Raw genomic sequence first — 17,284 nt, 5'->3', positions numbered from 1 at the left:
CGATTTTCATCGGTCGAAACGGACGAAAAAGCGGACATCTCCGCCCGCGCTAAAGAAAAATTCAATAAAAAGTGCGGTGCTTTTTTGAACGGTTTTCATAAATCTTATGAAAATCTTGCTACCGCACAATCGCTCACCAGCAATTAAGCTCAGCCGGTTACCTTGCGACGAGCAACAACCGCATCGGACAACTCCTGCAAGACCTGCTCGCTGTCTTCCCAGCCGATACAAGCGTCGGTCACACTTTGACCATATACTAATTCTTTTCCGTCTTCCAGATCCTGACGACCTTCGACCAAATGGCTTTCCACCATTACGCCGAAAATTTGGCTCGAGCCGCTGGCAACCTGACGGCAAACATCCTGACAGACATCCAATTGTTTTTTAAATTGTTTATAACTGTTGGCGTGACTGAAATCAATCATGACATGCGGAATTCGACCGCTCTTGGCAATATTGTCACATACGATACGCACATCCTCGGCGCTGTAATTCGGTCCCTTATCGCCGCCCCGCAAAATAATATGCCCGTCTTCATTACCTTTGGTGGACACAATGGCGGAATGCCCGAATTTAGTCACCGATAGAAAATAATGCTGCGCTTCTGCCGCGCCAATCGCATCCAGTGCAATGCGCACACCGCCATTAGTCGCATTCTTAAAGCCTACCGCGCAGGATAATCCGGACGCCAGCTCACGATGCACCTGCGATTCCGTGGTTCTGGCACCAATTGCGCCCCAGCTCATAAAGTCGGCGATATATTGCGGGGTAATCATATCCAAAAACTCACCGGCAGTCGGCACTTCAAGATCGTTAATGTCGGAAAGCAATTTGCGCGCAATTCGCAATCCGTCATTAAGGGCATAACTGTGATCCAAATAAGGATCGTTAATCAGCCCTTTCCAGCCCACGGTGGTACGCGGTTTTTCAAAATAAACACGCATGATAATTTCCAGCGTATCTTGATATTTTTCGCGCATCGTTTTAATGCGGCGGGCATATTCTAGCGCGGATTTCGGATCATGAATTGAACAAGGACCGATAATCACCAATAGACGATCATCCTGCCCGTGAATGATATTATGTGCCTGTTTACGTGCATTTTTTACGGTTTTTACTGCAATTTCGCTTGCCGGATATTTTTCCAACAGCGCAATCGGCGGTAACACCTGCTCTATTTTGGCAATTCGGGTATCGTCATTGGCGATACGAATATGGTTTTTATTTTTTGTACTCATACATCACTCTCTCAATATGTTCGGCGAACCTTACAGCCGCCCCTTTATTTTGCTTTCCTGAAGAAATCATCAAACCACGGATAATGGGTACCAATGTAACACGCATTTCTGTACTAGTAAACTAGTTTAAAAATATAATGCGCTTTTCGCTTAATGACCGCTCAAAACTTGCGCAGGTTGTAATTTCGCCGCCCGACTTGCGGGATAGAGGCTTGCGATCAGACTGAGGATTAATGCCGCAATCAGCACGATAACCACATCCTGCCAATGCAATTCGCTGGGTAGAAAATCAACAAAATAAACCCCGTCCGATAACAGTTTTCTTCCGATCAGCCATTCTATCCCCTCAATTAGAACGGTCAAATTCAGCGCCAGTACTATACCCAAAAGAATACCGATCAGGCAACCTTGCATGCCCGCCTGTAAACCGTACCAGATAAAAATCCGTTTAATAAAGGCATTATTCGCCCCCAGCGTGCGCATAATGGCAATATCGCCTTGTTTATCCTTCACCGCCATAATCAGGGTGGACACAATATTAAAACAGGCGACGCCGATCACCAGTACCATGGCGATGTACATCACCGTGCGAATCAGTTGGATATCACGATACATATAGCCGAATTTGGCAATCCAATTCTGCACATTCAACATCTGCGGATAATGCTGTAGCCGAGTATAATCCATTTGCTGCACCGCAAAAGGGGCTTTCACCTTCAATTCCACGCCGCTTACCTGATCGGTACGATACGCGAGAAATTCTTGCGCCATTGCCAGCGGCATCAACGCATAGCTGTGATCAAGCTGTCCGTCCAGCCGCAAGATACCGCTGATCTGAATCCGATGGCGCACCGGCTGGGTGAAACTTTCACCGTCGCCGCGCGGCGACACCAATAAGGTTACCCAATCCCCGGAAACAACGTCCAGCTCACGCGCAATCGCATAGCCGAGAATCAGCCCACCGTGCTGTTCAAAACGCTGCCAGCCCTTATCCAACACAAATTTTCCCAGCGCACTTACCTGATCCTGCGCCGCTTTTTCAATGCCTTTAACCTGCACCACTTTCAGCTTGGCGCCGTTTTCCACCAACGCGGTAAAGCCGACAAAGGGCGCAACACCGCTGATTTGCGGGTCTTGGCGTAAAAGTGCGGTCAAATTTTGCCATTGATCAAGGGTTTCACTATCGCCTTGCTGCGCATAAGCACTGATTTCCACATGCGGCACCACCGCTAAAATTCGATTATTCAGCTCCCGTTCAAAACCGTTCATCGCGCTTAACCCGACAATCAGCACCGCTACACCCAGCGCGATACCGATACCGGAAAACAGTGAAATCAGCGAAACCAAACGGTTTTTCTGCTTCGCCCGCTGATAGCGCCAACTGATAAAAAAAGGCGTATTCATGCTTGTGCCTCGCTCAAGACACCGTCTTGCATCACCAAACGACGGGACAGTTTTTGTGCTAAATTCAGATCATGGGTAACCAGCAAAAAGGCGATATGCTGCTCCGCATTTAACTGTCGAATCAGCTCAAAAATACTTTCCGTGGTTTTGCGATCCAGATTACCGGTAGGCTCGTCCGCCAAAACTAACGCCGGATGATTAACCAGCGCCCGCGCAATCGCCACCCGCTGCCGCTCACCGCCCGACAACGCCGAAGGACGATGCGTGATACGGTGCGACAACCCGACCGCAGTCAACATGCCCTCCGCCCGATCGCGCGCCTCCGTTTTATTCTGCCGTCCGATCAGCATCGGCATCATGACATTTTCCAACGCGTTAAAATCCGCCATCAGATGATGAAACTGATAGACAAAACCCAGATGACGATTGCGTAACTGCGCCAGCTCATCGGCATTTGCCTGTTGTAAACAACGACCACGGATAAACACTTCACCGCCACTTGGTTGATCCAACCCGCCAAGCGTATGCAGCAAGGTACTTTTGCCGGAACCCGAACTGCCGACAATCGCGACCAATTCGCCAGATTGCATGGAAAATGTGACGTCTTTCAGCACCTGGGTGCGGATCGCGCCCTCCTGATAATATTTGGTAACATTTTGACAATGTAATAAAATTTCGTTATCCGTCATGAGGTAATACTACCCTGTTGAGTAAAAATAAAAAACACACCAAAAAACCACCGCACTTTTTTCTCTGCGCTATTCATAACGCAGGGCTTGTGCCGGTTCCACCTGCGCCGCTCGGTAAGCGGGATAAACGGTGGAAAGCAATGACAGCAGCAATGAAAAGCTCACCACCAAGGCAAGCTGCATACCGTCGATTTGGGTCGGCAAAAAGATTCCCTGCGGGTTGATAAAATGAATCAGGCGATCCAGATTTAACGTTGCCGCAATGCCGAGCAGCGTGCCGAACAAAGTGCCGCTTACCCCAACGAATAAGCCTTGCGCAATAAAAATATGACGCACCTGTGCTTTGCGCAGTCCTTGAGTTTGCAAAATCGCAATTTCGCCTTGCTTATCCACCACCATTAAACTCAGCGAGGTAATAATATTGGAAACCGCCACCACGATAATCAGACTGATTAATAAGCCCATCATGTTTTTTTCCATTCTGACCGCCTGAAAAAACTCGCCTTTCTGGCTACGCCAATCGTCAATTTTCCATTGTTGTGCAGGAAAATATGTCGATAACTCGGTGATTTTGAAAGGATCATCAAGTAACAGGCGATAGCCCTGCATTTGCTGTGGTTGGATCCGCATTAAACGACCAATATCGGTTAAATTGGCAAACACTTCGTAACCAGCGCTTTCCGCAGCGGAAAAATAAATATCGGAGACCGTAAACAAACGCTGTACCGGCACGCGTCCAAAAGGCGTATAACGGCTGTTTTCCGTAATCATGACGCGTACTTTATCGCCGATTTGCAATTGCAGTTTGTGTGCCAGTGTCGAACCAATAATCAACTTAAACTCGCCGGCAGGCAAGACTTGCGTAAAGGGTTGTGACGCCAATTCATCCAGCAAGCTGTCATCGGAAAAGGCTTGAATGCCGATAGCCTGTCCGGCGCTGACGCCTTTTGCAGTCTGTAAAATCACGGCGGTGGTATTGATCGGCACGGCTTTTTGCACAAAATTCGGCAACGCTGGCGGTGGCGCATCAAGCTCCAGATTGCCCTCAACGGGCATCACAATGGCATGCGGAATAGTGGCAAGCACCTGTTGTTTTTGATGTTTTTCCAAACCATTCATCACGGAAAGAACGATGGTTAGCGCCATCACGCCAAGGACAATGCCGCTGGCGGCAAGATTCGTCACCAGCCGCCCGAAACGATCCGCGCTTTTGGCACGCCAATAACGCAGGGCGATAAATAAAGGGACAGGAAAAGTCATATCGGTTTATTGGTTATCTCTGCAAAATAAAAGCACGGACTATAGTCCGTGCCGGTATCAGAAACGGATGATGCCATTATAGCGATAATTTATTTGGCTGTCGCGACAAACTCTTCAATGTTTTGCGTCACTTTATTTACCAATGTTGTCACCGCACTGTCTGATGCCCAGGCAATATGCGGCGTGATAATCAGATTCGGTAAACGGGTTGCCGCCTGAATCAGCGGATTGTCTTTTTCCGGCGGTTCTTTCACCAAGACATCCAACGCCGCTGCCGCAATCGTACCGTTTTCCAGCGCTGCCACCAACGCCTTTTCATCAACCAACGGTCCACGTCCGGTATTAATTAAATAGGCGCTCGGCTTCATCAGCTTGAGGGTATCGGCATTGATCAAATTGGTGGTGGTCTCGGTCAATGGGCAATGTAAGGTCAGAATATCCGCTTCACGCAAAACCGCCTCGAACGGCAAGTAACCGTCACGAATGGTGATCGCATCTTTGCGTTCCGCATAAATGACATTCATGCCCAATGCCGTCGCCAGACGCCCGATTTCGTTTCCCAGATTGCCTTTGCCGACAATACCTAAAGTAGCACCGCGCACATCGGTAATCGGATAATCAAAATAACAAAACTGCTTGCAATCCGCCCATTTGGCGCTGAGCTGATCTTTATACCAGTTCATCAGGCTGTGTTTGAGGGCGAAAATCAAACCCAGCACATGTTCCGGCACCGTCACCGAGGAATAACCGGTGACGTTTTTCACCGTAATGCCCAACTCCTGCGCGGCCACCAGATCGATATTATTGGTGCCGGTCGCTGTTAAAGCGATCAGTTTTAAATTCGGCAGCTGACGTAAGATTTCGCGGTTAAACACAACTTTGCTGGTAATCACAATATCGGCATCTTTGGCGCGTTCTACGGTTTGTGCGGCTGAGGTATGTTCGTATTCAGTCCATTGATGCGCAAAAGTCGGGCGGGGAATCGGGATATGTTTCGGTATGGCGGTACTATCAAGAAAAACAATATTCATAAATAACTCTCCTTTTATCAAAAAGTTGTGTTGTGGTTTACCGTCTTCGACTATACCGCAGGCGGTCGACTTTAACAATCTTTTTACAAAACTTATGAAAAATCGACCGCACTTTCTCGGCTAATCTGAAGCAGAATTAATTCGAAGTATCAATCTCATCGAACCCTTTCACCAGTTCATCAACGGCTTTCATCTGCCCGATAAAAGCCTCCAGTTTCGACAATGGCAGTGCCGAAGGTCCGTCGCATTTGGCGTTATTCGGATCCGGGTGCGCTTCCAAAAATAAGCCCGCCAATCCCACCGCCAAACCAGCGCGCGCCAGCTCGGTAACCTGCGCACGACGTCCGCCCGAAGCGGCACCGAACGGATCGCGACATTGCAACGAATGGGTGACGTCAAAAATCACCGGGCAACCGTTGGAAACTTGTTTCATCACATTGAAACCAAGCATATCCACCACCAGATTGTCATAACCGAAATTGGTGCCGCGATCGCACAAAATCACTTTATCATTGCCGCATTCACGGATTTTTTCCACAATATTGCCCATTTGCCCCGGACTTAAAAACTGCGGTTTTTTCACGTTAATGACTGCGCCGGTGCGCGCCATTTCTTCCACCAAATCCGTCTGGCGGGCTAAAAACGCCGGCAGCTGGATAATATCCACCACATCCGCCACCGGTTGACACTGATAAATTTCGTGTACGTCGGTAATCACTTTCACGCCGAAGGTATCTTTCAGTTCCTGAAAAATTTTCAGCCCTTCGTCCATGCCCGGTCCGCGGTAGGAATGAATGGAAGAGCGGTTGGCTTTATCAAAAGACGCCTTAAAGATATAAGGCACGCCTAATTTTGTCGTGACCTCCACATATTTTTCACAAACCGCCATCGCCATATCGCGACTTTCCAGCACATTCATACCGCCGAATAAGACAAACGGTTTATCGTTGGCAATTTCAATCTCGCCGACACGCACAATATTGTTTTGCATAATACATCCCCTCTAATGAATTGATTCCGTTTCTTTTTTAAGTTCCGATAACTGCCCCGCCAGCAAAAGTGCGGTGGGATCTTGCGGACATTTTTCGATAAAATACGTCAAATCGTCCGCCGCCGCTTTAAAGCAGCCCATTTGCGCTAGCACAATACCACGATCACGAATTTCATACGGATCCTCCGGCTTGTGGCGTAATAACGTTTCGATATATTGCAGCGCGGCATAATTATGCTCCTCGCGAATCAGGGCATTTTTCGCCAGCTGTCTGAACCGTTCGGTCAGAGTCTGCCAATCCGCCCGTTCCAGTGTCTCCGCCGTCAGCGTTGCGCCGAAACCGAAGGCACCTTCATACAAGGTTTCCAAGCGCTGGCGGGAAACGGTTTTACCGTTCCAAGGATCGATAAATAACGTTTCGCCGTCGAGTTCGGCACGCAAAATAAGCTGGGTTGGGAAATTCACCGGATACAGCGGAAGATTCAGACTTTCCGCCAAATACAGTACAATGGCGCCGATACTCACCGGCATGCCGCTATGCGTCGCCAGCAACTGCGGCAAATACAGCTTAGCGGAATGAAAATAATGCTCGGGATCGCAGTGAAATCCCCAATCGTGGTAAACCAGCCGCAATAAATGCTGAATCTTGTCTTTCTCGCTCAGCGTCGCATCGATGGCTTTGCGCGCTTTACGCACCAGCCCGCCCATTAATGCGCGGATACGAGCAAGCTCGTCCCCCTCATCATCACAAGTGACTAAATAAAAAGACGTCATTTCGTCATACAAAGCTTTTTGATAATACTTCATTGCCTCAATCCTACTTGGCTAAGCGCCCTAAGGTTACCCGTTCATTGTCGCCGTAATCTCGCACGCTTGCAACCTCAAGCCATTGATCCGGCACAAAAAACGACCGCACTTTCTCGCCCTGCCGCCAGCCATGCTCCAACAACAACCAGCCATTGGTTTTTAAATATTGCGGCGCCCGTTCAATAATATGCTGCAAATCGCCGTATCCCTGACGCTCGGCAACCAATGCAGATAACGGCTCAAAGCGCACGTCGCCTTGGCGCAGATGCGGGTCTTGCACATCAATATAGGGCGGATTGGCAACAATAAGATCAAAACGCCGGCGGCGAAGTGCCTCAAACCAATCGCTTTGCATAAAACAGACATTTTTCACCTGATTGCGTTCGGCGTTATCAGTTGCCAGTGCCACTGCTTCGGCAATGACATCCACGCCTAAAACGGTTAAATTTGCACCGCACTTTTCTGCTATCGGCGTCAGTTCGGCAGCCAGTGCCAGCGCGATAGCGCCGGTGCCGGTACCGAGATCCAACACGCTCAGTTCACCGTCAAAGTGCGGTGAATTTAACCGCCGTTTTGCCGCTGCCAGCGCCTGCTCAACCAACACTTCGGTGTCCGGACGCGGAATCAGAGTATGTTTGTCCACCTTAAGATTAAGCGACCAGAACGCCTGTTCACCGAGAATATACGCCATCGGCTCGCCTTTGGCGCGGCGCGATAATAATTGTGACAGGGTGGCAAGTTGCCCGTCGTCCAACAAGGTTTCCGGGAATGCCAGAATCGCTGCGCGATCGCGTCCTGTCACAAACTGCAATAACAAACTGGCATCCGCTTTAGGATGCGCATAAGGATCCTGGGTTTGATAAGGCTGTAAATAATCAACGGCGGCTTTTTGCCATTGCCGATAGCTTTGCGGAGAAATCTTATTCACCTCAACCGATTTTGTCTATAGGATAATAACCGGGCGAATCGCCCGCTAACACGTTAATTCTGTTCGGATAATGCTGCCAATTGATCCGCTTGATATTCGGTGATAATCGGCTGAATTAATTCGTCAATTTTGCCGTTCATCACTTCATCCAAACGATAAATGGTCAGATTGATGCGGTGATCGGTTACCCGCCCTTGCGGATAATTGTAAGTACGGATCTTATCTGAGCGATCACCGGAACCGAGTAAGTTACGGCGTGTGTCCGCTTGCTCGGCAGCCTGTTTTTCCTGTTCTGCCTGCACAATACGTGACGCCAGCACCGACATTGCCTTCGCTTTGTTTTTATGTTGCGAACGTTCATCTTGGCATTCCACCACAATGCCGGTCGGAATATGGGTAATGCGCACGGCGGAATCGGTGGTGTTCACGTGCTGACCGCCGGCACCCGAAGAGCGGTAGGTATCGATACGCAAATCCGCCGGGTTAATTTCCGGCAGTTCGCTTTCCGGCAATTCCGGCATCACCGCGACAGTACAAGCAGAAGTATGAATCCGCCCCTGCGATTCGGTTTTCGGTACGCGTTGCACACGATGACCGCCGGATTCGAATTTCAACTGACCATAAACGCTATCGCCGCTGATTTTAACAATAATTTCTTTGTAGCCGCCTTGCTCGCTTTCATTTTCGCTCAGCACTTCCACCCGCCAGCGCTTACTTTCTGCATAGCGGCTGTACATACGGAATAAATCTCCGGCAAAGATCCCCGCTTCATCACCGCCGGTTCCCGCCCGAATTTCCAGATAACAGTTATATTCGTCATTCGGATCTTTCGGCAATAATAAAATCTGTAGCTGTGTTTCGACTTGTTCCAGCTCCGTATTGCATGCTTCAATTTCTTCTTGCGCCATTTCACGCATACTCGGGTCATCCAGCAGCAGCGTCGCCTCTTCCAGATTACCGTGCAGCCGTTTCCAGCGAGCAAAACATTTCACCACATCTTCCAATTGGGCATATTCTTTTGAGTAGGCGCGGAATTTATCCTGATCGCTGATAACAGACGGGTCGCCCAGCAGCGCTTCCAGTTCTTCATGACGTTCGTTTAAACTATCTAACTTACTGATAATTGAGGGTTTCATTCACTAACCTTAATCGTAAAACATAAATAAAAAAATCGGGCTATTCTAGCACGGTTTAACCGCCAAATTGTAGTGATCGAAAAAATTTCACACCAAAAATAAAGGCTTCCGGCAATGCCGAAAGCCTTTTGTCAGTGATGAAGACAGGGTTTATAATGCCGATACGTTCAGCGAGGAACCGCCGACAATCCGCACCCGCGCACCTGGGACTAAATTCGCTTCATATTTTTGTACCACGACGATTTCTTTACCGTCATCTTTTTTGATCACCAACTCAAGCGAATCCACCTGGCTGGCTTTTTCTTCCACTTTGCTGCCAATCACCGCACCGGCAATCGCACCCACCGTAGTGGCGATTGCCTGTCCGGTGCCGCCGCCGACGCCGGAACCGGCAATACCGCCTAATACCCCACCGCCGACAGTACCGATCACGCCTTGATTATCCGCCTGAATTTTCACCGGTCGGGTTGAGACAATGGTACCGTAACTGATCGAACGCGCTTCTTTTGCCTGCGCACCGGAATAAACGCTACCACTGTAAATATCCTGATTGGCGCAACCGGCTAATCCCAATGTTAATAACAGCGCAAATGCTAAACTGATTTTTTTCATAAAAACCCCTTAACCAATATTAATGCTTGCCGGTTCTGGACAACCAAGACGCCGATTTTGATCTCGACACATTTTTGATGCTCAGATTACCGTTATCGTCCGCGGAAACCGATACGCAGGCACCGACAACCAAATTGGAATCATAAGGATAAACCAATTCGATCATTTCCGCATTACCGTCCGAAGGTTCACAATTGTCTCGGCGAATGGTCAGTTTTAAATTATTTCCTTCATAAGCGCTGAAAACCACCTCACCTTTATAGGTGTTGGCGTCGGAATGTGATGAACATGCAGTCAGTCCTAGGCTGAATAAAATGGTTAATGCTAAAGCAGCTTTTTTCATTGGCGTTAAACCTCAATTATTTTTTTAATATTATACGGATGAACCTTAATACAGGTATGATTCTCCGATTGCTGCGCAAAGCTCACCGCGATAGAAGGATTCGGCAGCCGTTCGCCTTCAACTTTCGGCTCGCTGACTTTGACGCTTAAATCGGTTAATTTGTTCCATAAAAATAGCGTATTAATGCGCTTAACCCATTCTTCCGTCGATTCTTTGTACAAAAACGGAATCACAACTTCAATATGCTCCCAAGAATTTTGCGGATATACTTTATTTTTAGGAAACGGCAATTCGATAATATCCACGTTCTGACCACCAAATCGCAGCGGTTTATTCAATTGAATCAAATAAATAGGTCGACCGTTAACAATATTATCGCTCAAAATTGTACCGCACTTTAACAATACTGTCAGCCATTGCTCGGCATCTTTACGCTGATTTACTCTCACCGCCAAATGATCGATTAAATATGCCTCCAAAGGTAATGTCATCGCCGCTGCCAATGAGAAGATTTTTCGTTCAAATTCAATAAAATCTGCTAAATGCAGCGGCGCTTCGGCAAACAATGGATGATTTTGGTTGGGAATGATCATTTTTTCTCACTTCATCTTTTCTGGATCACGAAAGAACGGTATCATAGCGGATTACTTTCACAATTCAAAATCAGGTTACAAACACAGTGAATATTCAATCGATTCTATCGGACAAAATCAAACAGGCGATGATGGATGCGGGCGCGGATGCGCAATGCGACGCGTCGGTACGGCAATCGGGCAAACCGCAATTCGGGGATTATCAGGCTAACGGTATTATGGCAGCAGCCAAAAAGTTAGGGCTGAATCCGCGTGAATTTGCACAACAAGTGATTCAGCAACTGGATTTGCAAGGCATAGCGGAAAAAACCGATATCGCAGGTCCGGGGTTTATCAATATTTTCTTAGATAAAAACTGGTTAGCGGAAAACCTGCAACTGGCGCTGGAGGATGAAAAACTCGGCGTGCGCGCACAACAAATACAAACCGTGGTTGCCGACTATTCCTCACCGAATGTGGCGAAAGAGATGCACGTCGGACACCTGCGTTCCACCATTATCGGCGACGCCGTAGTACGCACGCTGGAGTTTCTCGGCAATAAAGTGATCCGTGCCAACCATGTGGGCGACTGGGGTACCCAGTTCGGTATGTTAATCGCTTATCTGGAAAAAATGGAAAACGAACACGCCACCGCCATGCAATTAAGCGATTTGGAAGCCTTTTATCGCGCCGCCAAAGAACATTATGACAGTGATCCGGCGTTTGCGGAAAAAGCCCGCGGCTATGTCGTCAAACTTCAAAGCGGTGACGCATATTGCCGTACCATGTGGAAAAAGCTGGTGGATATTACCATGCGCCAGAATCAGCATAACTACGAACGCCTGAACGTTACCCTAACGGAACAGGATGTGATGGGAGAAAGCTTGTATAATCCGATGCTGCCCGGTATTGTGGCGGATCTGAAAGCGCAGGGACTGGCGGTTGAAGACGACGGCGCTTGGGTAGTTTATCTGGACGAATTCAAAAATAAAGACGGCGATCCAATGGGCGTGATTATTCAGAAAAAAGACGGCGGCTACCTTTATACCACCACGGATATCGCCGCGGCCAAATACCGTTACGAAACCTTGCACGCCGATCGCGCCATGGTATTTTCCGATACCCGCCAAAGCCAGCACATGCAACAGGCTTGGCTGATTACCCGCAAAGCTGGCTATGTGCCGGACAGTTTCCAACTGGAACACAAAAACTTCGGTATGATGCTGGGCAAAGACGGCAAACCCTTTAAAACCCGTACCGGCGGCACCGTCAAACTCGCCGATTTACTGGACGAAGCAATTGAACGTGCCGATAAATTAATTTCGCAAAAAAGCACCGCACTTTCTGCCCAAGAAAAAGCGGCGGTAGTAGAGGCTGTGGGTATCGGCGCAGTAAAATATGCCGATTTATCCAAAAACCGTACGACCGATTATGTGTTTGATTGGGATAATATGCTGAGCTTTGAAGGCAACACCGCGCCTTATATGCAATATGCTTACACCCGTATCCGTTCCGTCTTTAATAAAGCAGAAATTAAAGCAACGGATTTATCCAAGGCACAAATTCGGCTGACCGACGAAAAAGAGCGCTTGCTGGCAATTAAATTACTGCAATTTGAAGAAGCCGTGCAAGTGGTCGGGCGCGACGGCACACCGCATATTCTCTGCGCGTATTTGTATGAACTGGCGGGTCTGTTCTCGGCATTTTATGAACACTGTCCGATTTTAAACGCCGCGGACGACATTAAGCTCAGTCGCTTAAAACTGGCGCTGTTAACCGAAAAAACCCTAAAACAAGGGCTGGATCTACTGGGAATCAAAACCGTAGAAAAAATGTAATTCGCACAAAAGGGCGCTGTCGCCCTTTTTTCATCTGATAAGGTGACAATTATGCCAAAATCCGTTCCCGCCCTCCTCATCATTGCGGTACTGCTTTCAGCCTGCCATGACGAAGAAGCCAGCCGATTACAACAGCAATTGCGGCAATCGCAACAAACCATCAGCCGGCTGCAAGCCGCAACAGAAAAAGCACAAACCGAGCTGACTCAGCTCAAAGCCGATGTACCTGCTTTGCAGGTTAAGATCACCGAGCTTTTTAACCAACAAGCACAAATTGAATTCAATGCCAAAGCGGAAAATAATCCGGATATTGCACAGGCGACAGTCAATACCTGCGATTATCTGCCGGAAACCGGCGTACAATGGCTGGATAATTTACTGATAAAGAAACAATATGGCTACCTTATTAATTTCGATGAAAAAAGTCAGCCAGAATCAGATAATCCCGGCAAAGCGGATTTAATCAAACTGCTGGAAAGTATACATACTCGTGCCGTTAATGAAATCAAGCAGGAACCGACGCCGGGATTCGACTTATGTATCAACGCGAATTATCTCGGTCAGCGTCAGAATGTGGTCAGTTTTGAAGAGGCGCTATCCACCTATAACGGCGGCGCACACGGCATGCACTATCTGTTTTACACCAATATTGATATCAACAAAAAAGCGATCATCGGGCTTGATGATTTAGTCGTGACAGGTGCTCGACCTAGACTTACCGAATTTCTATGGAAAGACTATATCGACAACGTAATAAATGGGGAGCCACCGTTTATTGCTAAAGAAGATTTCCATATTTCGCCGCAATTTTATTTCAGCCCGGAAGGCATTCATTTCGTTTATCCGCCTTACGCATTAAACGCTTATGCCTACGGCGATGTGACTCTGATTTTGCCTTGGGGCGCGATAGAAGAAAATCTGATTAATCCTGATTATAATTGGTATAAATAAGATAAAAAAAAGTGCCTCATTGAAAGAGGCACTACTCGGAAAGCAAAATATGTCGGCTATTTTGTTATAGCACTTGTTTTTGATGGGCGTAGAATACAGAATTAACCCTCATTCTGCAAATGGTTATTACAAAATTTGTGAACTAACTCACGGTTTTAGCTAAATATTTTGCTAAAAAAGCAAAAAAGCGGCTTAATTGCCGCCTTTTTGAACAAATAAATTCGCGTTACGAATTAACAAATTTCTCACCCAGCTCAATGTCCGCACGTAATGTCGGTAACATCGCCTCCAGCGCCTGCTGTTCAAACGCGCTTAACGGACCGATCGGCAGAATTTCTTCCACTCCGTGTTTACCCAAACGAACCGGTTGTGCGAAGAAGCGGGCATATTTGCCGTCGCCTTCCACATAAGTACATTCCACTACGGTTTCACCGCTCAAACCTTTCACCAACGCTCGGGCAAAACGGGCCGCCGCCTGTGCCATGGAAAGAGTCGCCGATCCGCCACCCGCTTTCGCTTCAACCACTTCCGTACCAGCATTCTGGATACGCTTGGTCAACGGGGCGATTTCTTCCTCTGTCCATTCGGCAAACTGTACCTGAGACAGCAACGGCAGAATCGTCACGCCGGAATGACCGCCGATCACCGGTACCGCTGTACGCGAAACATTCAGCTGTTTTAATTCGGAAACAAAGGTTTCTGAGCGCAACACATCAAGTGTGGTGACCCCGAATAATTTACGTTTATCGTACACACCGGCTTTTTTCAGCACTTCCGCTGCAATCGCAACTGTCGTATTCACCGGATTGGTAATGATGCCGATACAGGCTTGCGGACATACGACCGCGACTTTTTCAATCAAATTGCGCACAATACCGGCATTAATATTGAATAAATCGGAACGATCCATTCCCGGTTTACGCGCTACACCGGCTGAAATCAATACCACATTCGCCCCCTGCAAGGCTGGTGTCGGATCTTCACCGGCAAATCCCTGCACTTTAACCGCGGTCGGGATATGGCTGACATCCGCCGCAACCCCCGGAGTTACCGGCGCAATATCATATAACGATAATTCGGAACCTGCCGGTAACTGTAATTTCAACAATAATGCCAATGCCTGACCGATACCGCCTGCGGCGCCTAATACTGCTACTTTCATTTAAAACTCCTTACAGTTGATTAAGTTTGCAAATTGAACTCCTGAATTCTAAATTTATTCATACCTAAATTCAAACGGATAAATTGAATAGTGAGATCTAACTCAAGGTTTTGGCCCCAATTCCCCTCTTTTTCTGCCGAAAACCTCAACCACAAATAAATTTTATTTACTTATTTTGCATTTTTATGCAAAAATCCATGGCAAAAACATAATCTGGAGCATTCCGATGACAAATGAAAAAAGCGATAACTTAACCGCTGCCTTTAAAGCACTGCTAGCGCAAGAAAAGTTCGGTTCGCAAAGCGAAATCGTCACCGCTTTGCAACAACAGGGGTTCAGCAATATTAATCAATCGAAAATATCACGCATGCTGAACAAATTCGGCGCGGTACGCACCCGTAATACGCGCATGGAAATGGTCTATTGCCTGCCGAACGAACTCAGTGTACCGAATACCAGCAGCCCGCTTAAAAATCTGGTGCTGGACATTGACTCCAACGCCTCGTTGATCGTGATAAAAACCAGCCCCGGTGCCGCCCAGCTGATCGCCCGCCTGCTAGATTCGGTAGGAAAAGCGGAAGGTATTTTAGGTACGATTGCCGGTGACGACACCATTTTTATCACGCCCACCGCAGGCACCGACATTAAACGTCTAATCGGCAATATTCAGCAGTTGTTTGAAAACTCACTTTAACCTGTCACAACAGGGGAGGCGAAATGAACATTCTATTTACCGGCGCAACCGGACTGATCGGCAGCACGTTAATCCCCCGTTTAATCGGCGACAATCATCAGGTTATCGCACTAAGCCGAAACCCGGCGCAGGCAAAAATGCGACTGCCTGCCGCAGTGGAATGGACCGACACACTGGAAAATTACAGCGACCTGAATGGTTTTGATGCGGTCATCAATTTGGCGGGAGAACCGATTTTCCGGCGTCGCTGGACGCCGCAGCAAAAAAACCGATTAATCCATAGCCGAGTGGATTTAACCAAAAAACTGACCGCACTTATCAATTGCAGCAGTCATCCGCCGCACACTTTTATCTCCGGCTCGGCAGCGGGCTATTACGGCGATCGAGGAGAAACGGCGCTCAGCGAAGACAACCGCGCAGGCGACACATTTCCCGCTCGTCTTTGTCAGCAATGGGAAGCTGCTGCGCAGCATGCCGCAACCCGCGTTTGCTTATTGCGTACTGGTATCGTGCTGGCGCAAAGCGGTGGTGCGTTAGCACAAATGTTGCTGCCGTATCGCTTAGGTCTGGGCGGAAAACTTGGCAGCGGACGACAATATTGGGGCTGGATCGCTCTATCGGATATGGTCAATGCCATTTTATTTCTGTTACACCACCCGCAGTGCCACGGCGCCTTCAATCTGTCGGCGCCGAATCCGACGCGCAACAGCGAATTCAATCACACCTTGGGATCACTGTTAAACCGACCGCACTTTGCACAGGTTCCGGCGTTCCTGCTACGATGGGCTTTCGGCGAACGGGCGCAGTTGTTATTAGACAGCCAGAAAGTCCTCCCGACCAAACTGCTGCAAGCCGGTTTTCGCTTTCAATATCCAGACATCAAATCGGCATTGGTGCACTGTTTGTAATCGCCGACAGATATCCCCCGTTTTTGGCATAAAAAGTGCGGTCGTTTTATGTTAAATTTCCGCGCGCTAAACTTTTTATTGTCCTTGGCGGCAGAAACAGAGATAATATACGGCTTAATCAAATCAGCGAAAACACTATGACAGATTATATTTTATTGATTATCAGCACTGCACTTATCAACAACTTCGTGCTGGTGAAATTTCTCGGACTGTGTCCGTTTATGGGCGTGTCGAAAAAAATCGAAACCGCTGTCGGCATGGGATTGGCAACCATGTTCGTACTGACGGTGGCGTCATTGTGTTCCTATTTGGTTGATCGCTACTTATTAACGCCGTTTAACAGCAATTTTCTACGCACGTTAGTTTTTATTCTGGTTATCGCGGTGGTGGTGCAGTTTACTGAAATGGTGATCAACAAAACCAGCCCGATGCTATACCGCCTGCTCGGCATCTTTCTGCCATTGATTACCACCAACTGCGCCGTACTCGGCGTGGCGCTGCTGAATATTAATCTGGCGCATAATCTTACTCAATCGGTGATTTACGGCTTCGGCGCCTCGCTGGGTTTCGCACTGGTGCTGGTGCTGTTCGCCGCGTTGCGTGAACGACTGGCGGCCGCTGACGTACCGTTGCCGTTTCGCGGTGCGTCCATTGCACTGATTACCGCCGGTCTGATGTCTCTTGCCTTTATGGGCTTTACCGGTTTGGTGAGAGTCTAGT

The 17,284-nt window shown here is 48.1% G+C and carries 18 protein-coding genes; 5 read left to right on the top strand and 13 right to left on the bottom strand.

The features are described 5' to 3' along the window. Window positions 1-149 precede the first annotated feature (149 nt). From aroG to BN3349_RS05065, 12 genes are all read right to left on the bottom strand, one after another. On the bottom strand, window positions 150-1,238 hold the full coding sequence (gene aroG, locus BN3349_RS05120) for a 3-deoxy-7-phosphoheptulonate synthase AroG (protein WP_040976281.1): 1,089 nt from the start codon (window positions 1,236-1,238) through the stop codon (window positions 150-152). A gap of 150 nt (window positions 1,239-1,388) precedes the next feature. Continuing rightward, window positions 1,389-2,642, bottom strand: a complete 1,254-nt coding sequence (lolE, locus tag BN3349_RS05115) for a lipoprotein-releasing ABC transporter permease subunit LolE (RefSeq protein WP_040976280.1) — start codon at window positions 2,640-2,642, stop codon at window positions 1,389-1,391. After that, complete coding sequence (gene lolD / locus BN3349_RS05110) at window positions 2,639-3,331, bottom strand: lipoprotein-releasing ABC transporter ATP-binding protein LolD (protein WP_040976279.1); 693 nt, start codon at window positions 3,329-3,331, stop codon at window positions 2,639-2,641. The genes lolE and lolD overlap by 4 nt, the downstream gene beginning before the upstream one ends. Window positions 3,332-3,400: 69 nt before the next feature. Further along, window positions 3,401-4,591 carry a lipoprotein-releasing ABC transporter permease subunit gene (locus BN3349_RS05105; protein ID WP_040976278.1) on the bottom strand — a complete coding sequence of 397 codons (1,191 nt, stop codon included), beginning with the start codon at window positions 4,589-4,591 and terminating at the stop codon, window positions 3,401-3,403. 89 nt (window positions 4,592-4,680) lie between these two features. Then, window positions 4,681-5,622 (bottom strand): 2-hydroxyacid dehydrogenase, encoded by a 942-nt coding sequence (locus BN3349_RS05100; RefSeq protein ID WP_040976277.1) that lies wholly within the window; start codon window positions 5,620-5,622, stop codon window positions 4,681-4,683. Window positions 5,623-5,758: 136 nt separating this feature from the next. Next, on the bottom strand, window positions 5,759-6,613 hold the full coding sequence (gene kdsA, locus BN3349_RS05095) for a 3-deoxy-8-phosphooctulonate synthase (protein WP_040976276.1): 855 nt from the start codon (window positions 6,611-6,613) through the stop codon (window positions 5,759-5,761). Between the two features lie 12 nt (window positions 6,614-6,625). Then, window positions 6,626-7,420, bottom strand: a complete 795-nt coding sequence (locus BN3349_RS05090) for a SirB1 family protein (protein ID WP_040976275.1) — start codon at window positions 7,418-7,420, stop codon at window positions 6,626-6,628. Window positions 7,421-7,430: 10 nt separating this feature from the next. Then, window positions 7,431-8,339 carry a peptide chain release factor N(5)-glutamine methyltransferase gene (gene prmC, locus BN3349_RS05085; RefSeq protein ID WP_040976500.1) on the bottom strand — a complete coding sequence of 303 codons (909 nt, stop codon included), beginning with the start codon at window positions 8,337-8,339 and terminating at the stop codon, window positions 7,431-7,433. A 62-nt stretch (window positions 8,340-8,401) separates the two neighbouring features. Beyond that, complete coding sequence (gene prfA, locus BN3349_RS05080) at window positions 8,402-9,484, bottom strand: peptide chain release factor 1 (protein WP_040976274.1); 1,083 nt, start codon at window positions 9,482-9,484, stop codon at window positions 8,402-8,404. A gap of 150 nt (window positions 9,485-9,634) precedes the next feature. Continuing rightward, window positions 9,635-10,096: an outer membrane lipoprotein gene (locus BN3349_RS05075; RefSeq protein WP_032091978.1), complete on the bottom strand. Its 462-nt coding sequence runs from the start codon at window positions 10,094-10,096 to the stop codon at window positions 9,635-9,637. A gap of 19 nt (window positions 10,097-10,115) precedes the next feature. Next, on the bottom strand, window positions 10,116-10,439 hold the full coding sequence (locus BN3349_RS05070; RefSeq protein WP_040976273.1) for a hypothetical protein: 324 nt from the start codon (window positions 10,437-10,439) through the stop codon (window positions 10,116-10,118). 5 nt (window positions 10,440-10,444) lie between these two features. Continuing rightward, a complete protein-coding gene (locus BN3349_RS05065) occupies window positions 10,445-11,032 on the bottom strand; it encodes a VOC family protein (protein WP_040976272.1) in 588 nt (195 codons plus the stop codon). An 86-nt stretch (window positions 11,033-11,118) separates the two neighbouring features. Here BN3349_RS05065 and argS point away from each other — a divergent pair, with 86 nt between their 5' ends. Continuing rightward, window positions 11,119-12,849 (top strand): arginine--tRNA ligase, encoded by a 1,731-nt coding sequence (gene argS, locus BN3349_RS05060; RefSeq protein WP_040976271.1) that lies wholly within the window; start codon window positions 11,119-11,121, stop codon window positions 12,847-12,849. A 51-nt stretch (window positions 12,850-12,900) separates the two neighbouring features. After that, window positions 12,901-13,800, top strand: a complete 900-nt coding sequence (locus tag BN3349_RS05055) for an RsiV family protein (protein WP_048736316.1) — start codon at window positions 12,901-12,903, stop codon at window positions 13,798-13,800. Window positions 13,801-14,026: 226 nt separating this feature from the next. Here BN3349_RS05055 and mdh read toward each other — a convergent pair whose 3' ends face one another. Then, on the bottom strand, window positions 14,027-14,962 hold the full coding sequence (gene mdh, locus BN3349_RS05050) for a malate dehydrogenase (RefSeq protein ID WP_040976270.1): 936 nt from the start codon (window positions 14,960-14,962) through the stop codon (window positions 14,027-14,029). Window positions 14,963-15,188: 226 nt separating this feature from the next. On the opposite strand from mdh, the gene argR reads away from it, so the two are divergent. The 3 genes from argR to rsxA all read left to right on the top strand — a co-directional run bounded on the left by argR (window position 15,189) and on the right by rsxA (window position 17,283). After that, window positions 15,189-15,656 (top strand): transcriptional regulator ArgR, encoded by a 468-nt coding sequence (gene argR, locus BN3349_RS05045; protein ID WP_040976269.1) that lies wholly within the window; start codon window positions 15,189-15,191, stop codon window positions 15,654-15,656. Window positions 15,657-15,679: 23 nt separating this feature from the next. Continuing rightward, complete coding sequence (locus BN3349_RS05040; RefSeq protein ID WP_040976268.1) at window positions 15,680-16,564, top strand: TIGR01777 family oxidoreductase; 885 nt, start codon at window positions 15,680-15,682, stop codon at window positions 16,562-16,564. A 137-nt stretch (window positions 16,565-16,701) separates the two neighbouring features. Further along, entirely contained in the window at window positions 16,702-17,283 is a 582-nt protein-coding gene (gene rsxA, locus BN3349_RS05035) for an electron transport complex subunit RsxA (RefSeq protein ID WP_040976267.1), read from the top strand. The last annotated feature ends 1 nt before the right edge of the window (window position 17,284 follow it).

Source organism: Necropsobacter massiliensis (assembly GCF_000827595.2).
GTDB classification, from domain to species: domain Bacteria; phylum Pseudomonadota; class Gammaproteobacteria; order Enterobacterales; family Pasteurellaceae; genus Necropsobacter; species Necropsobacter massiliensis.
This window is presented reverse-complemented; position numbering and strand designations above follow the sequence as displayed.